Origin of the sequence: Brevundimonas aurifodinae (genome assembly GCF_040195595.1) — a bacterium.
In the GTDB taxonomy this organism is placed as follows: Bacteria; Pseudomonadota; Alphaproteobacteria; order Caulobacterales; family Caulobacteraceae; genus Brevundimonas; species Brevundimonas aurifodinae.
Window position 1 is genome coordinate 107343 of sequence record NZ_JBEGDD010000008.1, and the last position, 20650, is coordinate 127992.

Consider the following 20650-nt stretch of genomic DNA (forward strand, 5'->3'; position numbering starts at 1 on the left):
GAAGCGCCTCGCTGGCCTATAGGGGAGGGGGGGCGATCCTCGCAAGCGCAGACCGGCGTGCGCGCCGACCGGTGGGCTTGGCGCCGGTCGAGGCGGTGCCTAGACAGGCCCACATGAAACAATCCGTGAAGATGATCGTCGGCAACTGGAAGATGAACGGCCTGGCGGCGTCGTTGGGCGAGGCGGAGGCGGTGCGCGACACCCTGGCGGGCCAACCGACGGCCCACCGGGTCGGCCTGTGCCTGCCCGCGACCCTGATCGCCCAGGCGGCGTGGCGACTGAAGGGCGGGTCGGTCGAGATCGGAGGCCAGGATTGCCACGCCGAGGCCTCGGGCGCCTTCACCGGCTCGGTGTCGGCCGGGATGCTGAAGGACGCGGGAGCCTCGCTGGTGATCGTGGGGCATTCCGAAAGACGCGCGGGCTTCGGCGAGAGCGACGCGGACGTGGCGGCCAAGGTCGAGGCGGCGCTGCGGGCCGGGCTGGAGCCCATCGTCTGCGTCGGCGAGACACTGGAGCAGCGGGACGCGGGCCGTGCGGTCGAGGTGGTGACGGCCCAGGTCGCGGGATCGCTGCCCGAAAGCCTGCGCGGCCGGGACTTCGCCGTGGCCTACGAGCCGGTCTGGGCCATCGGCACCGGCCGGACGCCGACGGTCGAGCAGGTCGCCGAGATGCACGCCGCGATCCGGGCCGCGCTGGTCGAGGGGCTGGGCGCGACGACGACGCCGATCCTGTATGGCGGGTCGGTCAATCCGAGGAACGCGGCAGAACTTCTGTCTGTCGCGGAGGTCGGGGGCGCGCTGGTTGGAGGGGCGTCGCTGAAGGCGGACGACTTCCTGGCGATCGTGCGGGCGGCTTGAGTGTTCCTTCTCCCCCTGCGGGAGAAGGTGGCCCGGAGGGCCGGATGAGGGGTGAAAGGAAACGGCACCAACGGGGGGCCGTCGGCATCCCCAATCCCATCCACCGAGTGTCACCCCTCATCCTATCGCGCCAAGGCGACGGCTGCGCCGTCGGGCGCGATGTCCTTCTCCCGCAAGGGGAGAAGGAGGGCTTTGCGCGATCTCCTCAACGATGATAGACGCCGCCGCTTGATCGGCGGGGGCTCTCGCCACACATAAGCGGCACCATGCTCCAGACCATTCTCCTCGTCGCCATGATCATCATCTCGATCGCCCTGACGGCGGTCGTCCTGCTGCAGCGCTCCGAAGGGGGCGCTCTGGGCATGGGCGGCGGGCCTTCGGGCTTCATGACCGCGCGCGGTGCCGGCAATCTGCTGACCGTCGCGACCTGGTGGCTGGGCGGGGCCTTCGGGGCCTGCGCCATCCTGCTGACCATCGTCGGCAACATCGAACGCTCCAGCCAGTCGGTCGTTGACGCCGACGCCCTCGGCTCGATCGCCATCGGCAGCACGGCCACGCCCGAGACGGCGCCGAGCACCGCTCCCGCCCCGACCGCCCCGGCCCAGCCGGCCGCGCCGTCGCTCGACGACCTGGAAGCCAGCCTGCCGACGGTCGGCGCCACCCCGGCCCCCGCGCCGGAGCAATAAGGGAATGGCGGGGACCCTCCGCCGCTCCTCCCGCCGTCATCGCCTCCGCTCCGGACCCGCTCCGGGGCGGAGTTTTGTTTTCAACAGCGGATCGCGCTCCGATCCACAGCGTCAGCCCGAATCAGGGCTAAGGTGATCCCCCGTGGCTAGATATGTATTCATCACGGGCGGCGTGGTTTCCTCGCTGGGCAAGGGGCTGGCGTCCGCAGCCCTGGGGGCCCTGCTTCAGGCGCGCGGCTACAAGGTTCGGCTGAGGAAGCTCGATCCCTATCTGAACGTCGATCCCGGGACGATGAGCCCCTATCAGCACGGCGAGGTCTTCGTGACCGACGACGGGGCGGAGACCGACCTCGACCTCGGCCACTACGAGCGGTTCACGGGCGTGTCGGCCGCCAAGTCGGACAACATCACCACCGGCCGCATCTATTCGACGATCCTGGAGAAAGAGCGGCGCGGGGACTACCTCGGCGCCACGGTGCAGGTCATTCCTCACGTCACCGATCAGATCAAATCCTTCTGCCTGACGCCCGCCCTGACCGACGACGGGGAAGACGTCGACTTTGTCCTGGTCGAGATCGGCGGCACCGTCGGCGACATCGAGGGCCTGCCCTTCTTCGAGGCCATCCGCCAGCTGGGCCAGGACCTGCCGCGCGGCCAGTCGTGCTTCGTTCACCTGACCTTGCTGCCCTTCATCAAGACCGCCGGCGAGATGAAGACCAAGCCGACGCAGCATTCCGTCAAGGAACTGCGATCCATCGGCATTCAGCCCGACATCCTGCTGTGCCGCTGCGAGTTCCCGATCCCGGAGGACGAGAAACGCAAGATCGGCCTGTTCTGCAACGTGCGGCCCAGTGGCGTGATCCAGGCGATGGATTCGGCCGACATCTATGCCGTGCCGCTGGACTATCACCGCGAGGGCCTGGATTCCGAGGTGCTGGCTCACTTCGGCATCGCCGACGCACCCGAGCCGGATCTGTCGGGCTGGCAGGAGATCGTGCGTCGCCGGCTGCAGCCCGACGGCGAGGTGACCGTGGCCGTGGTCGGCAAATACACGGTGCTGAAGGACGCCTACAAATCCCTGATCGAGGCCCTGCATCACGGCGGGGTCGCCAATCAGGTCAAGGTCAACATCGACTGGGTCGAGGCCGACACCTTCGAAGGCGACCGCGAGCTGTGCGAGCAGCGCCTGCAGGGGGCCCACGCGGTGCTGGTGCCCGGCGGCTTCGGCGAGCGAGGGGCCGAGGGCAAGATCGAGGCGGCGCGCTTCGCCCGCGAGCGCAACATTCCCTATTTCGGCATCTGTTTCGGGATGCAGATGGCGGTGATCGAGGCGGCGCGGAACCAGGCCGGGCTCGTCGGGGCGTCTTCCACCGAGTTCGGCCCGACCGAGGAACCGGTCGTCGGCCTGATGACCGAATGGACGCAGGGCAACCAGCGGGTGCTGCGCCAGCAGGGCGGAGACCTGGGCGGGACCATGCGACTGGGGGCCTATGATTCGACGCTCGCGCCGGGGTCGAAGATCGCCGAGATCTATGGGACCAGCGCCATCAGCGAGCGGCACCGCCACCGCTATGAGGTCAACATCAACTATCGCGAGGCGATCGAGGCCAAGGGCCTGCGCTTCGCCGGCCTGTCGCCCGACGGGGTCCTGCCCGAGACGGTCGAACGAACGGACCATCCCTGGTTCATCGGCGTGCAGTATCACCCCGAGCTGAAGAGCCGGCCCTTCGCGCCGCATCCGCTGTTCGCCAGCTTCATCGGCGCGGCCCTGGTGCAGAGCCGTCTGGTCTAAGGGTCGCCGGAGTTCCAGTGCAGGGGCTGTGGACTCCAAGGTCAAAGGGACTCGATCGTCCCCGGGAGAGGTTTGCTATTTATTACAATAGCTTGTAGTATATTTCTTCGCGGCTACATCCGAAATTGTACCTTTTGGACTCGGTGCCTCCGGAGTCTAATCCGCCCCTTGGGGCCAGCCAACGCTTTAAGGGTTCGGCGTCTCGCGCGGCAGGGTCGGATCCGCGACCGTGCCGTCAGGGTTGGCCGTGTCGTCGGATTCGTTCGACGAGCCGGGCACGCCGCCACCTTCGGGCGGGGCGTAGCCGACGCTGGGTTCGGCCGGCGTGGTCCCCTCCGGCGCCGTGGCGTTGGTGTCGGGCACCGATGCGGGCTCCTCGGGCTGGGAACAGGCGGCCAGGGTCAGGGCGGCGGCGACGGGCAGGGCAATCCGGGCGATCAGGCGCATGGGTGTCTCCTCATGGTAGAGCTGCAACCCGGATCACGCCGTTCGGGTTCCGCGACCCGTGCGGCGGGATGACCGTTGCCACCGGAGACGCGGTCGCCTAGGTCCGGAGCCGTGAGCCTAGAACCCATTCCCGACGACGCCGTGAGCCAGAGCGAGGCCCGGGCCTATCGCGACGCGCTGGGGGCCTTCGCGACAGGCGTCTGTGTCGTCACGGCCGACGGGCCGGACGGGCCGTTGGGCATCACCATCAACTCCTTCACCTCGGTGTCGCTGAGGCCCCGACTGGTGATGTGGTGCCTGGACGAGCGTTCCGAGCGGTATCCGGCCTTCGCTGAGGCCGAACGGTTCGCCATCCATGTGCTGGACGCCCAGTCCGAAGCCCTGGCCCGCCGGTTCGCCAGGGGCAGCGGTATCATGGTCGAGGGCGAGTTCGAACGGATCGGCGACGGGCCGCCGCAGCTGGCCGCCGCCGCCGCGCGCTTCGACTGCCGCACCCATCAGCGGGTCCAGATGGGTGACCATGTGATCCTGGTCGGGGCCGTCGAGGGGTTCGCCGCGTCGGACAGCGCGACCTTGACCTATTTCCGGGGCCGGTACGGCATCGCGGGCGGAGCAGGGGCATGAGGATCGGGTTCGCCGGGCTGGGCGTCATGGGCGGGCCGATGGCGCGGCACCTGATCGGCGCCGGGCATTCGGTGGCCGGCTACAACCGCTCGCCGGAGAAGGCGCGGGCCTGGGCCGAGGCGCATGGCGGCCGGTTCGCGGCGACGGCGGCCGAAGCGGCGGAGGGGGCGGAGCTGTTCGTCCTGTGCGTCGGCAACGACGATGACGTGCGGCGGGTCGCAGGCGAGGTCCTGCCGGCTCTGGGCGGGGGCGCGGTGATCGTGGATCACACCACGACCTCGGCGAAGGTGGCGCGCGAGATGGCGGGGGTGGCGGCCGAACGCGGCGTGGCCTTCATCGACGCGCCGGTCTCGGGCGGTCAGGCCGGGGCCGAGAACGGGCAGCTGAGCGTCATGGCCGGCGGCGACGCCGAGGCGCTGGAGCGGGTGCGGCCGGTGCTGATGAGCTATTCCAAGGCGATCCAGCATATGGGGCCGTCGGGGGCCGGCCAACTGACCAAGATGGTCAACCAGATCGCCATCGCGGGCGTGGTCCAGGGCCTGGCCGAGGCGGTGCATTTCGCGCAAGGAGCCGGGCTCGACACCGACGCGGTCTACGAGGCGATCTCCAAGGGGGCGGCCCAGTCCTGGCAGATGGACAACCGCTGGAAGACGGCGGCGCGGGGCGAGTTCGACTTCGGCTTCGCCGTAGACTGGATGAGGAAGGATCTCGGGCTGGTGCTGGACGAGGCGCGGACGAACGGCACGCAGCTCGCCATCACCGCTCTCGTCGATCAGTTCTATGCCGAGGTGCAGGCCATGGGCGGATCGCGATGGGACACCTCGAGCCTGAAGGCGCGGCTGAAGTAGAACCGGTTCAACCCACGTCGTCATTCTCGGATCAAGTCCGAGGATATCCCTAAGCCAAATGCGCCCTAGAACCGGAAGCTGGCCCGCAGCAGAAGGGTGTAGCGGACGTAGTCCTCGATCATCTCGGCGTCGGCGGTGACCGACAGGCGGCCCAGGTCGTTGCCGACCGACAGGTTGAAGCCCGCGATCGGTCCGCCGCCTTCGATGGAGTCCGGCGTCAGGGTGAAGGGACCGCCGCCCGAGACGAAGCGGGCGATGGTCTCGCCCGGATCGACCGAGATGTTCTGGCGCCAGCCGAGGCGCAGCTCCGGCCGAATCCAGCCGTTCTCGCCAAAGCCGTAGCCGATATTCACCGCCGCCACGCCCGCGAACATGTGCCCGTCGCGGTCCTCGATCTCGAGGTTGAAGCCGTCGTTCAGGCCTTCCTCGACGTGGGCGTCCTCGCTGAGCGAGAAATATTCCAGGTAGGCCTCGGGACGGATGTTCAGCCGCCCGAAGTTGCGCTCATACGAAGCGCCGCCCGCCAGCGAAAGGGTGAAGCCGTTCCAGCTGGACTGGTTGATCAGGTTGATGTCCTGGGTCACCAGCTGACGCGTGGACTCGAAGGTGGCATAGCCGCCGGCCGCCCGCGCCCAGGTCGACCAGGCCTGCCCCTGGGCGCGCCACGACAGGCCCAGCTCGATCAGGCTGGCCGACAGGATTTCCTCGGCCTCGGCCTCGGGGTCTTCGATGTCGGACGAGGTGAAGGCCACGGTGACACCCAGCGCTCCCAGGCTGGTGCCGCGCTCGACGCCACCGGCCACGCCGAAGCCTTCGGAGCGGAAGCCGTAGGAATCGGTCTTGTCCTTGTCGGCGTAGAAGTTGATCTCCTGCAGCCAGGCGCTGGTCTCGCCGGGGGTGACCGTGGCGTTGCGGCCGGACAGGGCGCGGGTGACCGCGTCGACGCCCGACGCCAGCGACAGCAGCGGTCCGCCGGAATGGTCGGGCAGGATCTGCTCGTACAGATCGATGAAGCCCTCGCGCCCCGCCTGGGCGATGAAGAGTTCGCGCAACGGGGTGTTGCCGGACAGGGCGCCGTAGAAGGCGTCGAAGGCCTGGGCCTCGACCGCGATCAGGTCGGCTTCGGCGGCGGTGCGGCGACGGGCATCGACGAAGACATCGCCGGCGGCGACATCGGTTCCGGCCGCCACCACGAACAGATAGGGCGAGTTCGCCTGCACCGCCGACTGGTCGAGAGCGCCGGCGTTCAGCACATCGGCGTCGATGATGGTGAAGCGGCGAGGATCGGTGATCAGCGAGTTGAAGCGAATACCCAGCCCGGCACCGGCCGCCAGGGTGGCTGTGCCGTTGACCCTGAAGCCGGCGTTGCTGCCGGTCGCGGGATCGAGCGTGACGATCAGGTCTCCACTCGAGCCGATGTTCAGGCTGGTCGCGCCGGTGACGCCCACCTGGCGGGCGTCGAGGGTGCCGTTGGCGACGTCGACGGTCAGCAGACCATCGGTGTCCGTCACCGCGCCTGTGACGACGCTGCCGCCGGTGATCGACAGCCGGTCCGCGCCGGTGCCGAAGGCGATGGCCCCGCGGACCTGGCCGTTCTCGACCGACAGGATGTCGGCGCCCGAGCCGAAGCGCACATCGCCCACGATCGCCGGCTCGCGCGAATTGGGCACGCCGTCACCGTCGGTGTCGGGATCCAGGTCGGACGGGGTGCTGGTCACGCCGAACTGGCGCACGGTCACGCCGGTGGTGTTCGCCGACACGTCGATCGCGGTCGCCGTGCCCGTGACGGCGTCGCCGGCCAGATTGGGGGCCACGAGGGCCTGAACGAAGCGGGAGTTGGTCAGCGTCGTCAAGGAGCCCGACAGGTCCCGGATGCCGTAGGCGCTGCCCAGGCCGCCGTTGGCGTTGACCAGGATGGAGCCCGAGTTGTTCAGCGTCGGCACGCTGGCTCCGGCCCCGATCAGCACGCCCCCCGCGCTGACGTTGTCGACGGTCGAGACGATGCCCGTGCTGATCGCGCTGGTGTTGTCGAAGCGGGGAGTCGAGACACCTGCGCCGATCGAGACGCCCGTCGTCGATGCGTTGCGGCCAACAGCCGTGATATTGCCCTCGTTGCGGACGCCGCCGGCGATCGCAACGGTCTGGCCACCCGCCACGCCCAGCTGGATGCCGGTCGTGCTGATGCCGTCGTAGACGCCGTCGCTGTTGATCGTGCCCCGGTTGATGAGGCCGTAGTTCAGGTCGCCTGTTCCAGCGGCACCCAGTGTGATGGAGCGGGTCGAGGAGCCGACGAGAAGCGCCGGCGCGGCACCGTAGCTGGTCAGGGCCGAGTTGCCCTCGACCGAGTCCTGAATCCCGTCGTTGTCCTCATCGGTCGAGGTGGTGCTGTTGTCGGCCGGGCGCACGTCGAGCACGACGCCACCGGCCACATTGCCCGCGACGACGACCGTCGATCCGCCCTGTAGCAGATCGTCGGGCTCCAGCCGGCCGATGGCGGCGTCGCTGGGCCGGTTGATTGAGCGATAGCCGGTAGACGTCATCGCCCCCTGGAGCGTCAGGCGCCCACCTACGTCGCCCTGGATGTTGACGCTCGACGCGCCCTCACCCTGGGCCGCGACCGTGCCACCCAGGTTCACTGGACCGGAGACGGAGCCGGTCTGGTTGTAACCGATGGCATTGGTGCCGATGGCGCGCATCGAGCCGAACACCGTCACATTGCCGGTCAGGTCCCGTTCCAGCGAGACGGTGCGGGCACCGTTGCCCTCGACCTGAAGGTTGGCCGTGCTTTCGATCAGAATGTTGCCGGTCAGGGCCGTGCCGCCTGTCAGGCGCAGGGCGTACCGATCGACACCGTTCGCGAAGGGGCCATCCAGATCGCCGTCGCTGTCGGTGTCCGGATAGGTTTCGATATTGTCGGTGGCGGTGATGTTGCCGCCGATGGTGACGTTCGCCGCCGTGGCGCCGGGGCCCACCAGGATGCCCGTCGATCCGTCGGCCGAGTTCAGCATGCTGATGCTGGAGCCCGAATCCAGGTCGATGAAGTTGTTGGTGTCGACGGTGACTGCCACGCCACTGGTCACCGTGATCGAGCCGCCTGAGGCGATGCGGATGTCGTCGCGCGCCGAGCCGGTGGCGTTCGAGGTCAGGATCGGCGTCGTGCGCGCGTTGGAGATTACGGTCTGGGCCTGGACGCCCGTGGCAGCCATCAGAGGGGCAAGCGCCACCGCGGTCGCAAGCAGTCTACGCATTCGAGAAATCACCCCAGATGGATACGCGCAATCGGGCGCCGGAGCCTTCTAACAAGGGCCGCGCGGCCTGTCCCAAGTTTCGCGAATTTGAGGCGAATGCAAGGCCGAAAGTCAGGCGCTGGGGGAACGGCGGTCCCTCTGCTATTGCAAAGGTCGCGATCAATATGATATCACTTTCATATCGATTGGGAGGCTGAGATGAACGACCGCAGAACCATTTCCACCGAACGACCCGCCAGCACGGCCAACGGCATCACCATGCTGCTGGCGGGTCTGGGTCTCGTCATCCTGGGGCCCGTGTGGATCGCTCAGGGGCCGGACGCGCTGCTCAATCTGATCGGCGGGATCGTGCTGGCGACCATCGGCCTGTTCCTGATGTGCGGTCTGTATTCGCTGCAGCCGAACGAGGCGGCGGCCATCCTGCTGTTCGGCGACTATCGCGGCACCGACCGGGCGACCGGCCTGCGCTGGGTGCTGCCCTGGTATACCCGCAAGAAGATCTCGCTGAGGGCGCGAAACGTCACCTCGGACACGCTGAAGGTGAACGACAAGCGGGGCAGCCCCGTCGAGATCGCGGCGAACGTCGTCTGGCGGGTCGAGGATTCGGCCCAGGCCCTGTTCGACGTTGATGATTACCAGGCCTTCGTGAACATCCAGATCGAGACGGGTCTGCGCGATATCGCGTCCCGCTACGCCTACGACCACGGCGAGCAGGAGGAGGGGGCCGACGCCGAACTGACGCTGCGCTCCGATGCCGAGGAGGTCGCCGACAAGCTTCAGATCGAACTGGCCAGTCGTGTGCGGGTGGCGGGCGTGACCGTGGACGAGGCGAGGCTGGCGCACCTGGCCTATGCGCCCGAGATCGCCGGGGCCATGCTGCGTCGCCAGCAGGCCGAGGCCATCCTGTCGGCGCGTCGCCTGATCGTGCGTGGCGCGGTGGGCATGGTCGAGAGCGCCCTGGCGGACCTCAGCGACCGGCGCGTCGTCGATCTGGACGAGGACCGCAAGGCGGCCATGGTGTCCAACCTGCTGGTCGTGCTGTGCGCCGACCGCGAGGCCCAGCCCGTGGTCAACACCGGGACGCTGTACGGCTGACGCGCGATGGCACGGGCGCGCAAACCTTTCCTGATGCGAGCCTCGCCCGGGCTGATGGCGGCGGTCGAGCGCCTGGCCGCCGCCGAGCTTCGCTCGGTCAACGCCCAGATGGAGATGCTGGTTCGGGAGGCGCTGGCCCGGCGCGGGGTGGCGGTTCCGGCGGAAGACGATCGGCGTGACGATAGCGCTTGAGCTTGGCGGTTCCCGGGCGTAGGGGCGCGTCATGGTCCGGCGCACATCGTCCGCACGCATCCAAAAACGTCGTGCGCGCGTTCAGCCGCCGCAATCGCAGGAGCACGACCCCATGAGCATGACGGATCTCGATGTCCATGAGGGCGAGCTGAGGCTCATTCCCGGGCTGGACGAAGAGGTCGCCGAAACGCTCCGGGTCCTGAAGGCCTCGACGAGCGATCCGCGCCCCCGGATGGTGGACACGACCATGCTCTATGCGCCGCGGTCCGGCGGGGTGAAGCGGTATCTGCTGTCCAAGAAGGCGTGGCTTGAAGAGAACCGGCCGGGCGTGGCCCATTCGCTGGTCGTGCCGGGCACCCGCCACCAGGCGGGCAAGGACGGCATCATCAAGTTGCATGCCACCAAGCTGCCGTTCGGCGACGGCTACCGCTGGCCGACCTCGGTCAAGCGCTGGGGGGCCTGGGTGGCGTCGATGAAGCCCAGCCTGATCGAGGCGGGCGACCCCTATACGCCGGGGCAGGGCGCGCTGGAGGCCGGACAGAGGGCCGGCTGCCCGGTCGTCGGTTTCTGCCACTCGGACCCGGCGGGCCTGGCGGCCCTGCATTTCGGCGAATGGGCCAAGAAGCCCGTCGAGAAGCGCTGGGCCCGCCTGTTCGGTCAGTTCGACCGCGTGATCTCGCCCAGCCGCTTCATCGCCCGGCGGCTGGAGGAGGCGGGCATCAGGGACATCGTCATCCGGCCCCTGGGCGTCGAGATCGACACCTTCCGGCCCGACCGGGGCGACCGCGACTGGCTGCTGAAGCGGCTGGGCCTGCCCGCCAGCGCGCGTTTGCTGTGCTTCGCCGGCCGTCCGGCGCGCGAGAAGAACATCGACGTCCTGATCGAGGCGGTCCAGCGGCTGGGCGCGCCCTATCATCTGGTGCTGGTCGGGGCCGGGGCGGGCATGCCGCCCGAGGACCGCGTCATCGCCCTGCCGTACGAGCGCGACCCGCGCGCGGTGGCCCGGATCATCGCCAGCTGCGACGCCTTCGTCCACGCCAACGACAAGGAGCCCTTCGGCCTGATCGTGCTGGAGGCCATGGCGTGTGGTCGGCCGGTCGTCGGCGTCAACGCCGGCGGCGTGGCCGAGACGGTCAACGACAGCGTGGGGCAACTGGCCCGCAGCGCCGACCCCGACGATTATGCCCAGGCCATCGAGGCCCTGTTCGCGCGCGACATCGAGGCCCTGGGGGCCGCCGCGCGGGTCCACACCGTGGAGACCTTCTCCTGGAACCGGGTCTTCGAGGACCTGTGCATGACCTATGGCGAGGTCAGCGGACGTCCGGAGTTCGTGCAGCCAGCGGAACAGCCGGCGGTTCACTGACCTCGCCGGCCTCGGGCGTCAGCCCATAGGGCGCGACCAGCCGCCAGACGTGATCGGGGATCATCGACTTCATGCGCCGGGGTTCCTCGCGGCGCAGGTGGATGACGGTCTCGGCGGCCTTCATCTCCAGCCGGGTGCGGGCGAACTCCAGGCCGCGGGGGCCGGTGCGGGGCTGGAGCCAGCTGACGATCGGGCGGACCCAGTCGGGCATGCGGCGTAGCGGCAGGCCGCCGGCCGCGCGTTCGACGTTGGCGATGAAGCCCTGGACCGCGACCTTGCGCTTGCCGTGGCTTTCGGGCTCCGACAGGCGCACCTCGTCGCCCAGCAGGTCCAGCAGGGCCTGGCCGCGTTCGTTGCGCACGATCAGCCACTGCTCGCCCTGACCGGCCATATAGCCGACCGTGATGTCGGACAGGGCGTTGGTGTAGTCGACGCAGGTCCGGCACGTCAGGGAGAAGAAGTCCGGGGCCAACTGGGAGATGGGTAAAGACAGGAAGGGGATCGTCTTTACCCGCCCGTCCGTGAAGCGCAGCTCGACGTGATAGTCGGCGCGAAACTCCAGATAGGTGATGGTCTCGGGCGCGTCGGACAACAGCGCAAGGAAGGCGTGGAAGTTCTCCGTCGTGGTGTTGTCCGAGCAGGGCGTGCCGATGACGGTGATGGCCTCGAAGCCCAGCTCGGCCTCCAGGGCGCGCAGGGCATAGACCTGGCAGGGGATGCCGATGACGGCGAGGCGGCGGACGCCCCGCTCGCGCGCGGTCTCCAGCAGGGCCAGCAGAGGCGCATAGCCCATCCGCATGCCGCGTGCCTGGGCCATATCCGACGCCTGGGTGATCAGGACGGGCATGGGCTTCCAGCGGTCGTCGGGGTCCGGGGCCATGGTCAGGACGGCCTCGACCGCGCCGGTCTCCAGCAGCCGCTCGCCGATCCGTGTGGTGATGCCAGTCCACTGGGCCCCCTCGGCGGGCGGCGTCAGGGACGCGCGGACCATGCGACGGAAGGGACCGAAGAACAGCTCGTCGCCATCGGTGGCGCGGGCGCGGCCGTGGATGCGCGTCTCCATGGCCGGGTAGTCGGGCTTGATGAACTGGCAGGCCCGGCCGCACAGGCTGGGGTCCTCCATGCGCGAGACACCGCAGTCGGTGCAGAGATTGCGAGGGACGGGCGCGCGGAGCATTCCGCCACCGTGCACCCCGGCGAAGGCCGGGGTCCAGAGGCAAAGGTCACGGTAGATCAGGCGCACGGTCTCTGAGAGCGCCGGCATGCATCTGTGATCTGGACCCCGGCCTTCGCCGGGGTGCACGGAGTGGGGAGGGACCGCGCTCAAGCAGCGAGCGACCGCGTCGCGAGCGCTAGCGCACTAAAGAATGAGGGGGGCGGACGCGCCACTTTCCAGATCATGGAAAGTGGCGCGAGTGACGGGGCTCGAACCCGCGACCTCCGGCGTGACAGGCCGGCACTCTAACCAACTGAGCTACACCCGCGTTTCCCGCTGCGTCGTCTCCGGCGCGGCGAGGGGCGTCGTTTAGGCGGGGGTGCCGGAAGGTGTCAAGCGGCGCGACTGTGGATATGTCCCTATCGTGCGATCGGGGCGACCGCCGGCGACCCGAGGGCGGTCGGTGGCGCGCCTGTGGCGGCCGGCGGTGGGGGCTCGTAGTGCACCCCCACGCCCGGTCCCAGAGGCAGGTCCAGCGCCACCCACATTCCGACCATGGCGAGGCCGGCGATCAAGAAGACCCCCGCGTAAGGCAGCATGGTCGACATCAGCGACCCCAGACCGAACTTGGGGTCCCAGCGTTGGGCAAAGGTCAGGATCAGCGGGAAATAGCTCATCAACGGCGTGGCGATGTTGGTGACCGAATCCCCCATCCGGTAGGCGGCGGTGGTCATCTCCGGGCTTATTCCCAGCAGCATGAACATGGGCACGACGATGGGAGCAAGCGCCGACCATTTGGCCGAGGCCGAGCCGATGAAAAGGTCGAAGAAACACGACACCAGCACGACCGCCACCAGCAGCAGGGGGGCGGGCAGGGCGAGCGTTTTCAGATATTCCGCCCCGCTGACCGCCAGGATCGGTCCCAGGCCCGACCAGTTGAACATGGCCACGAAGTGGGCGGCGAAGAAGGCCAGGACGATATAGGGGGCCATCTGGGCGATGCCGTCGCGCATCATGACCACCAGGTCGCGGTGGCTGGTGACCGTGCCCGCACCGACGCCATAGGCCCCGCCCGCCAGGAAGAAGGTGATGGCGAAGAAGGCGACCAGCGACTGGTACAGCGGATTGAACCGCTGGTTCGGCTCGGCCTCAGCGTCCACGAAGGGCGAGCCGGGCAGGAAGGTGATGGTGGCCCACAGCGCCACCATGGCCAGCAGCGTCAGCCCCGCGAAGGCCAGGCCGCGCTTCTCGGCGGCGGTCAGGGGCACCTTCTCGTCGGAGGTCGGGCCCTCGGGCATGATCGGCGAGCGGGTCTTGAGCCTGGGCTCGATGACGACATCGGTCAGGAACCAGATGATCGGGGTGAAGACGATCACCATGCCGATGGAGAAGAACCAGTTGCCCGCGATGGTGACGTTATAGGCCGGGTCGATGAGCTGGGCGGCGGGCTCGGTGATGCCCAGGATCAGGGCGTCGGACGCGCCGGGAAACAGATTGCCCGCGAACCCGCCAGACACCGCCGCGAACCCGGCGGCCAGGCCTGCGAGCGGATGGCGGCCCACGGCGGCGAAGATCACCGCCGCCAGCGGGATGACCACCACATAGGACGCATCCGAGGCGTGGTGCGAGACCATGCCGGTCACGGCCACCGCCGGGGTCAGGATGAAGCGGGGGGCGTTCAGCAGCATCCCGCGGAAGGCGGTGGTGAACAGTCCCGCGCGCTCGGCCACCGCCGCGCCATAGACCACGGTCAGCACGATCCCGAGCGGCGGGAAGGCGGCTAGGGTCTTGGGCATGTCGATGAAGAGCCTGGACAGGTTCTCGGTCGACAGCAGGCTCTGCGCCTGAAGCGCATCGCCCGTCACAGGATTGACCGTCGCCCAGCCCAGGCCCGCGCCGACCATGCTGAGCACGATCAGGGCCAGGATGAACCACAGGAACAGGAAGACGGGGTCGGGCAGCTTGTTGCCGACATTTTCGACAGCGTTGAGGACGCGGGAACCGAGGGCCATGCGGGGTCCGTGTGATCGTTGAGCCGATTTTCAACGGCTAACCTGTGACAGCCAAGATGAACAGCCGACAACGGCGGTACTGTTGCGAGAGGTTCGCAATGAAAATCCTTTCCTCGCATGGGTTTGAACCGGCCGAAGGTTGGGTCTAGAAAGCGCCGAATCCGCCGCCACCTCCCCCGCGGCGAGGACCAAATCGAATGAACGCATTCCTTCTGCAGTACCTGCCGATCGTGATCTTCATCGGGATCGCGACGGTGCTCGGCATCGGCTTCATGGTGGCGGCCTGGGTGCTGGCCCCATCGAACCCCGACAGCGAGAAGCTGTCGGCCTATGAGTGCGGGTTCAACGCCTTCGACGACGCGCGGATGAAGTTCGACGTGCGGTTCTATCTGGTGTCGATCCTGTTCATCATCTTCGACCTGGAAGTGGCCTTCCTGTTCCCGTGGGCGGTGTCGATGTTCGACCTGGCGCGGCCCGACATGATCTTCGCCTTCTGGTCGATGATGGTCTTCCTGGGCGTGCTGACCGTCGGCTTCATCTACGAATGGAAGAAGGGCGCGCTGGAATGGCAGTGATCTCTCCGCCGCTGTCCGGCCCATCCTCGCCGCTGCCCACCGCCTATGGGCAGACTCCCTATGGGGGGGGCGCGCGCTCGACCGTCGAGGGCTATGACCCCAAGCTGCACGACAAATTCTTCGAGGCGGTCAACACCGAGGTCGCCGAGCACGGCTTCCTGACCGCGTCGCTGGACGACGTCATCAACTGGGCCCGCACCGGCTCGCTGATGTGGATGACGTTCGGGCTCGCGTGCTGCGCCGTGGAGATGATCCAGGCGTCGATGCCGCGTTATGACCTCGAACGCTTCGGCATGGCTCCGCGCGCCAGCCCGCGCCAGTCGGATCTGATGATCGTGGCCGGCACCCTGACCAACAAGATGGCCCCCGCCCTGCGCAAGGTCTACGACCAGATGCCGGACCCGCGCTACGTCCTGTCGATGGGCAGCTGCGCCAACGGCGGCGGGTACTATCACTATAGCTACAGCGTCGTGCGCGGCTGCGACCGGATCGTGCCGGTCGACGCCTATGTGCCCGGCTGCCCGCCGACGGCCGAGGCCCTGGTGTATGGGCTGCTGCAGTTGCAGAAGAAGATCCGGCGCACCGGGACGATCGAGCGATGAGCGGCCATCTCGCCACCGTCGCGGCCAACACCGCCGTCCTGACGCCGCTGGGCCAGGAGATGGTGGCCGAGCTGCAGGTCGATGCGACCGTCGCCTTTGGCGAGCTGACCCTGACCTGTCACCGCGACCGGATCATCGGCGTGCTGACCGACCTGCGCGACCGCTTCGGCTTCCAGCAGCTGCTGGACGTCTGCGGCGCGGATTATCCCGATCGGGCCGAGCGGTTCGAGGTCGTCTATCACCTGCTCAGCCTGACACGGAACGCGCGGGTTCGGGTCAAGGTCTCGACCGACGAGGTCGCGCCGGTGCCCAGCGTGATCACCGTCTATCCGTCGGCCGGCTGGTTCGAGCGCGAGGCGTTCGACATGTACGGCATCCTGTTCTCGGACCACCCGGACCTGCGCCGGCTGCTGACCGACTATGGCTTCCAGGGACATCCGCTCAGGAAGGACTTCCCCATGACCGGCTATGTCGAGGTGCGCTACGACGAGGCGCAGAAGCGGGTGGTCTATGAGCCCGTCAAGCTGACGCAGGAGTTCCGCAACTTCGACTTCCTGTCCCCCTGGGAAGGGGCCGAGTATCCGACCGACGTCCTGCCGGGCGACGAGAAGGCCATCGGTTCGGCGGGCGCGCCTTCGGGAGGCAAAGTCTGATGGCCGACGGACAGCCCATCGCCAACAAGACGCCCGAGCGGGCCGAACTGGACGTCGTCACGAACGACCTGGGCCAGATCGCCTTCGACGCGCCGGATAACCGCACCGCCCACGCGCGGGAGATGGACGACCGCAAGTTCACCATCAACTTCGGACCCCAGCATCCGGCCGCGCACGGCGTGCTGCGTCTGGTGCTGGAGCTGGACGGCGAGGTCGTGGAGCGCGTCGATCCGCACATCGGCCTGCTGCATCGCGGCACCGAAAAGCTGATGGAAGCGCGCACCTATCTGCAGAACGTGCCCTATCTGGACCGGCTCGATTACGTCGCGCCGATGAACCAGGAGCACGCCTTCTGCCTGGCCATCGAGCGGCTGCTGGGAATCGAGGTGCCCTATCGGGCACAGCTGATCCGGGTTCTGTATTCCGAGATCGGTCGCATCCTGTCGCACATGCTGAACGTGACGACCCAGGCCCTGGACGTCGGCGCCTTGACGCCGCCGCTGTGGGGCTTCGAGGAGCGCGAGAAGCTCATGGTCTTCTACGAGCGGGCCTGTGGGGCGCGTCTGCACGCCAACTATTTCCGGCCGGGCGGCGTCCATCAGGACCTGCCCATGGCCCTGATCGACGACATCGGTCGCTGGTGCGCCGAGTTCCCGCGCGCGCTCAAGGACATCGAGAGCCTGGTCACCGAGAACCGCATCTTCAAGCAGCGCAACGTCGACATCGGCGTGGTGTCCAAGGAGCAGGCCCTGCAATGGGGCTTCTCGGGCGTCATGCTGCGCGGCTCCGACATCGCCTGGGACCTGCGCAAGTCCCAGCCGTACGAGTGCTACGCCGAACTCGATTTCGACGTCGTCGTGGGCAAGAACGGCGACTGCTGGGACCGCTATCTTGTGCGCGTCGAGGAGATGAAGCAGTCGGTGCACATCATGGAGCAGTGCATCCACAAGCTGCGCAACTGCCCCGGCGAGCCGGTGATGGTCGAGAACAACAAGATCGTTCCCCCGACGCGCGGCGAGATGAAGCGGTCGATGGAAGCCCTGATCCACCACTTCAAGCTCTACACCGAAGGCTTCCACACCCCGGCGGGCGAGGTCTATGCCGCCGTGGAGGCCCCCAAGGGGGAGTTCGGCATCTATCTGGTCTCGGACGGCACCAACAAGCCGTACCGGGTCAAGATCTCGGCCCCCGGCTTCCGCCACCTCCAGGCCATGGACTGGATGAACCGCGGCCACATGCTGGCCGACGTGTCCGCCATCCTGGGCTCGCTCGACATCGTCTTCGGCGAGGTGGATCGCTGAGATGAGCGCCTTCGCCGTCGATCCCATCTTCACAACCCTGCAGGCCATAGCCTTTGCGGGCTTCATGCTGCTGGCTGTTCTGACCCAGTATGCCTTCTCGCCACGTCGTCGCGCCGTGATGGGTCGCGCGAAATTCGCGCTGGCCTCCGCGATGATCGCGACGCCGGGCATTGCCGGAGTGACTTTGGTGCGCGGGGCGTACCGGGCCGGATATATGGCCGAGGGGCGGGGCTTTCTCGAAGCCAATCTGCGCTCGATCGTATGGATGAGCGGCTTCATCTTCCTCAGCCAGCTGGCCGTGCGGTTCCTGCCGCCGATGTCCTGGCTGTCGCGCGATCTCGCCCAGGCCGGCAAGGCCGTGTGGCGCGCGCGCCTGAACCGCTGGATGGGTAGATCATGAGCGTTCGCCGCCTCGCCAAGGAACAGCCCGCCACGTTCGCCTTCTCGAAGGAGACGGTGAAGAAGGCCGAGTGGTGGATCGCCAAATACCCCGCCGACCGGCGTCAGTCGGCCGTGATCCCGATCCTGTGGCTGGTCCAGAAGCAGGAAGGCTGGGTGTCGGAGCCCGCGATTCGCGCGATCGCGGACCTTCTGGGCATGGCCTACATCCGGGTGCTCGAGGTCGCGACCTTCTACACCATGTTCATGCTGGAGCCGGTGGGCTCGGCCGCCCTGATCCAGGTCTGCGGCACCACGCCCTGCATGCTGCGTGGGTCCAATGATCTGATGAAGGTCTGCAAGGACCGGATCGGTCCCAAGCAGACCCTGTCCGCCGACGGCCGCTTCTACTGGGAAGAGGTCGAGTGCCTGGGGGCGTGCGTCAACGCGCCCATGGCAATGATCAATGACTACTATTTCGAGGACCTGACGGCCGCCGATCTGAACCAGATCATCGACGACTTCGCTGCCGGCAAGACGCCCGAGCGCGGGCCGCGCGTCGACCGGATCAACTCGGCGCCCGAAGGCGGGGCCCTGACCCTGACCGATCCCAAGCTGTATGACGGCTCGGCCGCCAAGCCGATCAAGAAGCTGCCGAACACGGAGCCTGTGTCGGCGTGACGTCCTCCGACCCCCACACCGACAACAGAGTCGCCGCCTATCGCGCGGAGATACGCGCCGTGGTCCGCACCCAGCGGCTGGCGGGGTTCGGGCTGGTGCTGCTCGGCGCCGTGCTGGTCTGGGGCGGCACGCGGGCGGGTGGCCTGGCCGAGATCGTCCAGATGACCGGGTATGCGGCCCTGGCCGCTGGATGGGCCCTGATGCTGGCCGCCATCTTCCTGCGCACACGCTATCACCGTCGCCGCATGGCCGAGATGGACGGAGGCCCGCGATGACCGCGCTTCTCCTGACCGGCGAACCGTCGCACGGCTGTCCGACGACCGGTGCACAGTGGCTGATCTCAAGACGCTCGGGGGACCGTCGTGGCATCGTCGAAATCGGGCAGGCGCGGCACGGCCGGCTTGTTTTTGGCCAATCTGATGGGCGCGGGGGCCTTGCCTCTGGGCGGCGTGGCGCCGCCGCAACCACCCGCGGCCACGCCTTCGGCACCCGTGCCGCCCCCATCGCCTTCTCCTGGTACCCCGAATGCGCCTGAGCCTCCGTCATCCCAATCCCAGCGCCCGCCACCGCGCGAGGAACGCGACACCGGTGATCGTCGCAGCGAAGTCTCGCGCCCGCGTGGCCGGGGCGTCGGTGGCGGCGGCCGTGGCAGAGGGGGCTCGCTGATGGTCGGGATGCTGGCGGACAAGGATCGCATCTTCACCAACCTTTACGGCCTGCACGACTGGGGCCTGGAGGGGGCGAAGCAGCGCGGCTGCTGGAACGCGACCAGGGACATGCTGGACATGGGCCGCGACTGGCTCATCACCAACGTGAAGAACTCCGGGCTCCGCGGACGCGGCGGGGCGGGATTCTCGACCGGTCTGAAGTGGTCCTTCATGCCCAAGGAGGTGAAGGACCGGCCGCACTATCTCGTCGTCAACGCCGACGAGTCCGAACCCGGCACCTGCAAGGACCGGGAGATCATGCGCCATGATCCCCACCTGCTGATCGAGGGCTGCCTGATCGCCTCTTTCGCGATGCAGGCCCACGCCTGCTACATCTATCTGCGCGGCGAATATGTGCTGGAACGCGAGCGCATGGAGGCGGCGGTCAAGCAGGCGTACGAGGCCAAGCTGATCGGCAAGAACAACGTCCACGGCTGGGACTTCGACGTCTACATCCACCACGGAGCCGGGGCCTACATCTGCGGCGAAGAGACGGCTCTGCTGGAAAGCCTGGAGGGCAAGAAGGGCCAGCCGCGCCTGAAGCCCCCGTTCCCGGCCGGCGCGGGCCTGTATGGCTGCCCGACCACGGTGAACAACGTCGAGTCGATCGCGGTCGTGGGCACCATCCTGCGGCGCGGGGCGGACTGGTTCGCGGGCTTCGGCCGACCGAACAACACCGGCACCAAACTGATGAGCATCAGCGGCCATGTGAACAGGCCGTGCAATGTCGAAGAGGCCATGTCGATTCCGCTGCGCCAGCTGCTGGAAGAGCATTGCGGCGGGGTTCGCGGCGGCTGGGGCAATCTGAAGGCCGTGATTCCGGGCGGGGTCTCGGTGCCGCTGATCACGCGGGAGATGTCCGAGGTCGCCCTGATGGACTTCGACAGCCTGCGGGACATGAAGTCGGGCCTGGGCACAGCGGCGGTCATCGTCATGGACAACGACACCGACCTGGTGAAGGCGATCGCCCGCATCAGCTATTTCTACAAGCACGAGAGCTGCGGCCAGTGCACCCCGTGCCGGGAGGGCACCGGCTGGATGTGGCGAGTGCTGGAGCGGATGGCAGTGGGCGAGGCGGATCCGTCCGAGATCGACCTGTTGCTGGACGTCGCCGGCCAGGTCGAGGGCCACACCATCTGCGCTCTGGGCGACGCCGCCGCCTGGCCGGTCCAGGGCCTGATCCGGCATTTCCGCCACGAGATCGAGGACCGCATCTCGGCCTACCGCAGCCGCCGCGCGAACTTCGCCGGCCATGCGATCGCGGCGGAGTAGGGATGCGGGCTCGCCAAACATCCTCCGCTTCCCTCGGACTTGATCCGAGGGCCGGACGTTCCGCCGCTCGTGCGACGGGATGGGGCGAGATCGCGCATCGCACGGTCGTCCGCGCCGCTCGACGTCCGATCCTCGGGTCAAGCCCGAGGATGACGGTGGTG

21 protein-coding genes and 1 tRNA gene are annotated in these 20650 nt (G+C 67.9%); 17 read left to right on the plus strand and 5 right to left on the minus strand.

Annotated features, from left to right (window positions below; translation table 11 throughout):
• The first annotated feature begins 113 nt into the window (after positions 1-113).
• From tpiA to pyrG, 3 genes are all read left to right on the plus strand, one after another.
• Positions 114-857 carry a triose-phosphate isomerase gene (tpiA, locus tag ABN401_RS10910; RefSeq protein WP_349684872.1) on the plus strand — a complete coding sequence of 248 codons (744 nt, stop codon included), beginning with the start codon at positions 114-116 and terminating at the stop codon, positions 855-857.
• A 266-nt stretch (positions 858-1123) separates the two neighbouring features.
• Positions 1124-1543, plus strand: coding sequence for a preprotein translocase subunit SecG (gene secG / locus ABN401_RS10915; RefSeq protein WP_349684873.1), 420 nt, complete (start codon positions 1124-1126; stop codon positions 1541-1543).
• A gap of 142 nt (positions 1544-1685) precedes the next feature.
• Positions 1686-3335, plus strand: a complete 1650-nt coding sequence (gene pyrG, locus ABN401_RS10920; protein ID WP_349684874.1) for a CTP synthase — start codon at positions 1686-1688, stop codon at positions 3333-3335.
• Between the two features lie 186 nt (positions 3336-3521).
• On the opposite strand, the gene ABN401_RS10925 is transcribed toward pyrG, so the two are convergent.
• On the minus strand, positions 3522-3782 hold the full coding sequence (locus ABN401_RS10925) for a hypothetical protein (RefSeq protein WP_349684875.1): 261 nt from the start codon (positions 3780-3782) through the stop codon (positions 3522-3524).
• Positions 3783-3893: 111 nt separating this feature from the next.
• On the opposite strand from ABN401_RS10925, the gene ABN401_RS10930 reads away from it, so the two are divergent.
• Positions 3894-4406, plus strand: coding sequence for a flavin reductase family protein (locus ABN401_RS10930; protein ID WP_349684876.1), 513 nt, complete (start codon positions 3894-3896; stop codon positions 4404-4406).
• Positions 4403-5254 carry an NAD(P)-dependent oxidoreductase gene (locus ABN401_RS10935; RefSeq protein ID WP_349684877.1) on the plus strand — a complete coding sequence of 284 codons (852 nt, stop codon included), beginning with the start codon at positions 4403-4405 and terminating at the stop codon, positions 5252-5254. Before ABN401_RS10930 ends, ABN401_RS10935 begins: the two co-directional genes overlap by 4 nt.
• Before the next feature lie 65 nt (positions 5255-5319).
• Here the strand turns inward: ABN401_RS10935 and ABN401_RS10940 are convergent, their stop codons facing one another.
• Positions 5320-8502, minus strand: a complete 3183-nt coding sequence (locus ABN401_RS10940; RefSeq protein WP_349684878.1) for an autotransporter outer membrane beta-barrel domain-containing protein — start codon at positions 8500-8502, stop codon at positions 5320-5322.
• Between the two features lie 198 nt (positions 8503-8700).
• On the opposite strand from ABN401_RS10940, the gene ABN401_RS10945 reads away from it, so the two are divergent.
• The 3 genes from ABN401_RS10945 (at position 8701) to ABN401_RS10955 (ending at position 11152) form a co-directional block, all read left to right on the plus strand.
• On the plus strand, positions 8701-9597 hold the full coding sequence (locus ABN401_RS10945) for an SPFH domain-containing protein (RefSeq protein WP_349684879.1): 897 nt from the start codon (positions 8701-8703) through the stop codon (positions 9595-9597).
• 33 nt (positions 9598-9630) lie between these two features.
• Positions 9631-9789 (plus strand): type II toxin-antitoxin system antitoxin, encoded by a 159-nt coding sequence (locus ABN401_RS10950; protein WP_349684880.1) that lies wholly within the window; start codon positions 9631-9633, stop codon positions 9787-9789.
• Between the two features lie 112 nt (positions 9790-9901).
• Positions 9902-11152 (plus strand): glycosyltransferase, encoded by a 1251-nt coding sequence (locus tag ABN401_RS10955; RefSeq protein ID WP_349684881.1) that lies wholly within the window; start codon positions 9902-9904, stop codon positions 11150-11152.
• On the opposite strand, the gene ABN401_RS10960 is transcribed toward ABN401_RS10955, so the two are convergent.
• The 3 genes from ABN401_RS10960 to ABN401_RS10970 form a co-directional block, all read right to left on the minus strand.
• On the minus strand, positions 11100-12416 hold the full coding sequence (locus ABN401_RS10960) for a Coenzyme F420 hydrogenase/dehydrogenase, beta subunit C-terminal domain (RefSeq protein WP_349684882.1): 1317 nt from the start codon (positions 12414-12416) through the stop codon (positions 11100-11102). The two genes, ABN401_RS10955 and ABN401_RS10960, sit on opposite strands and share 53 nt — an antisense overlap.
• Before the next feature lie 143 nt (positions 12417-12559).
• Positions 12560-12636: transfer RNA gene (locus ABN401_RS10965), tRNA-Asp, on the minus strand.
• 91 nt (positions 12637-12727) lie between these two features.
• Positions 12728-14320 (minus strand): AbgT family transporter, encoded by a 1593-nt coding sequence (locus tag ABN401_RS10970; protein ID WP_349684883.1) that lies wholly within the window; start codon positions 14318-14320, stop codon positions 12728-12730.
• A gap of 197 nt (positions 14321-14517) precedes the next feature.
• On the opposite strand from ABN401_RS10970, the gene ABN401_RS10975 reads away from it, so the two are divergent.
• The 9 genes from ABN401_RS10975 (at position 14518) to nuoF (ending at position 20489) form a co-directional block, all read left to right on the plus strand.
• Positions 14518-14895, plus strand: coding sequence for an NADH-quinone oxidoreductase subunit A (locus tag ABN401_RS10975; protein ID WP_349684884.1), 378 nt, complete (start codon positions 14518-14520; stop codon positions 14893-14895).
• A complete protein-coding gene (locus tag ABN401_RS10980; RefSeq protein WP_349684885.1) occupies positions 14865-15497 on the plus strand; it encodes a NuoB/complex I 20 kDa subunit family protein in 633 nt (210 codons plus the stop codon). The genes ABN401_RS10975 and ABN401_RS10980 overlap by 31 nt, the downstream gene beginning before the upstream one ends.
• Positions 15494-16150, plus strand: coding sequence for an NADH-quinone oxidoreductase subunit C (locus ABN401_RS10985; RefSeq protein ID WP_349684886.1), 657 nt, complete (start codon positions 15494-15496; stop codon positions 16148-16150). The genes ABN401_RS10980 and ABN401_RS10985 overlap by 4 nt, the downstream gene beginning before the upstream one ends.
• 122 nt (positions 16151-16272) lie before the next feature.
• Positions 16273-17451 carry an NADH-quinone oxidoreductase subunit D gene (locus ABN401_RS10990; RefSeq protein WP_349684934.1) on the plus strand — a complete coding sequence of 393 codons (1179 nt, stop codon included), beginning with the start codon at positions 16273-16275 and terminating at the stop codon, positions 17449-17451.
• 1 nt (position 17452) lies between these two features.
• Positions 17453-17851: a hypothetical protein gene (locus tag ABN401_RS10995; protein WP_349684887.1), complete on the plus strand. Its 399-nt coding sequence runs from the start codon at positions 17453-17455 to the stop codon at positions 17849-17851.
• Positions 17848-18510, plus strand: coding sequence for an NADH-quinone oxidoreductase subunit NuoE (gene nuoE / locus ABN401_RS11000; RefSeq protein ID WP_349684888.1), 663 nt, complete (start codon positions 17848-17850; stop codon positions 18508-18510). Before ABN401_RS10995 ends, nuoE begins: the two co-directional genes overlap by 4 nt.
• Entirely contained in the window at positions 18507-18785 is a 279-nt protein-coding gene (locus tag ABN401_RS11005; RefSeq protein ID WP_349684889.1) for a hypothetical protein, read from the plus strand. Before nuoE ends, ABN401_RS11005 begins: the two co-directional genes overlap by 4 nt.
• On the plus strand, positions 18782-19045 hold the full coding sequence (locus ABN401_RS11010; protein WP_349684890.1) for a hypothetical protein: 264 nt from the start codon (positions 18782-18784) through the stop codon (positions 19043-19045). Before ABN401_RS11005 ends, ABN401_RS11010 begins: the two co-directional genes overlap by 4 nt.
• A 130-nt stretch (positions 19046-19175) precedes the next feature.
• Entirely contained in the window at positions 19176-20489 is a 1314-nt protein-coding gene (gene nuoF / locus ABN401_RS11015) for an NADH-quinone oxidoreductase subunit NuoF (RefSeq protein WP_349684891.1), read from the plus strand.
• The last annotated feature ends 161 nt before the right edge of the window (positions 20490-20650 follow it).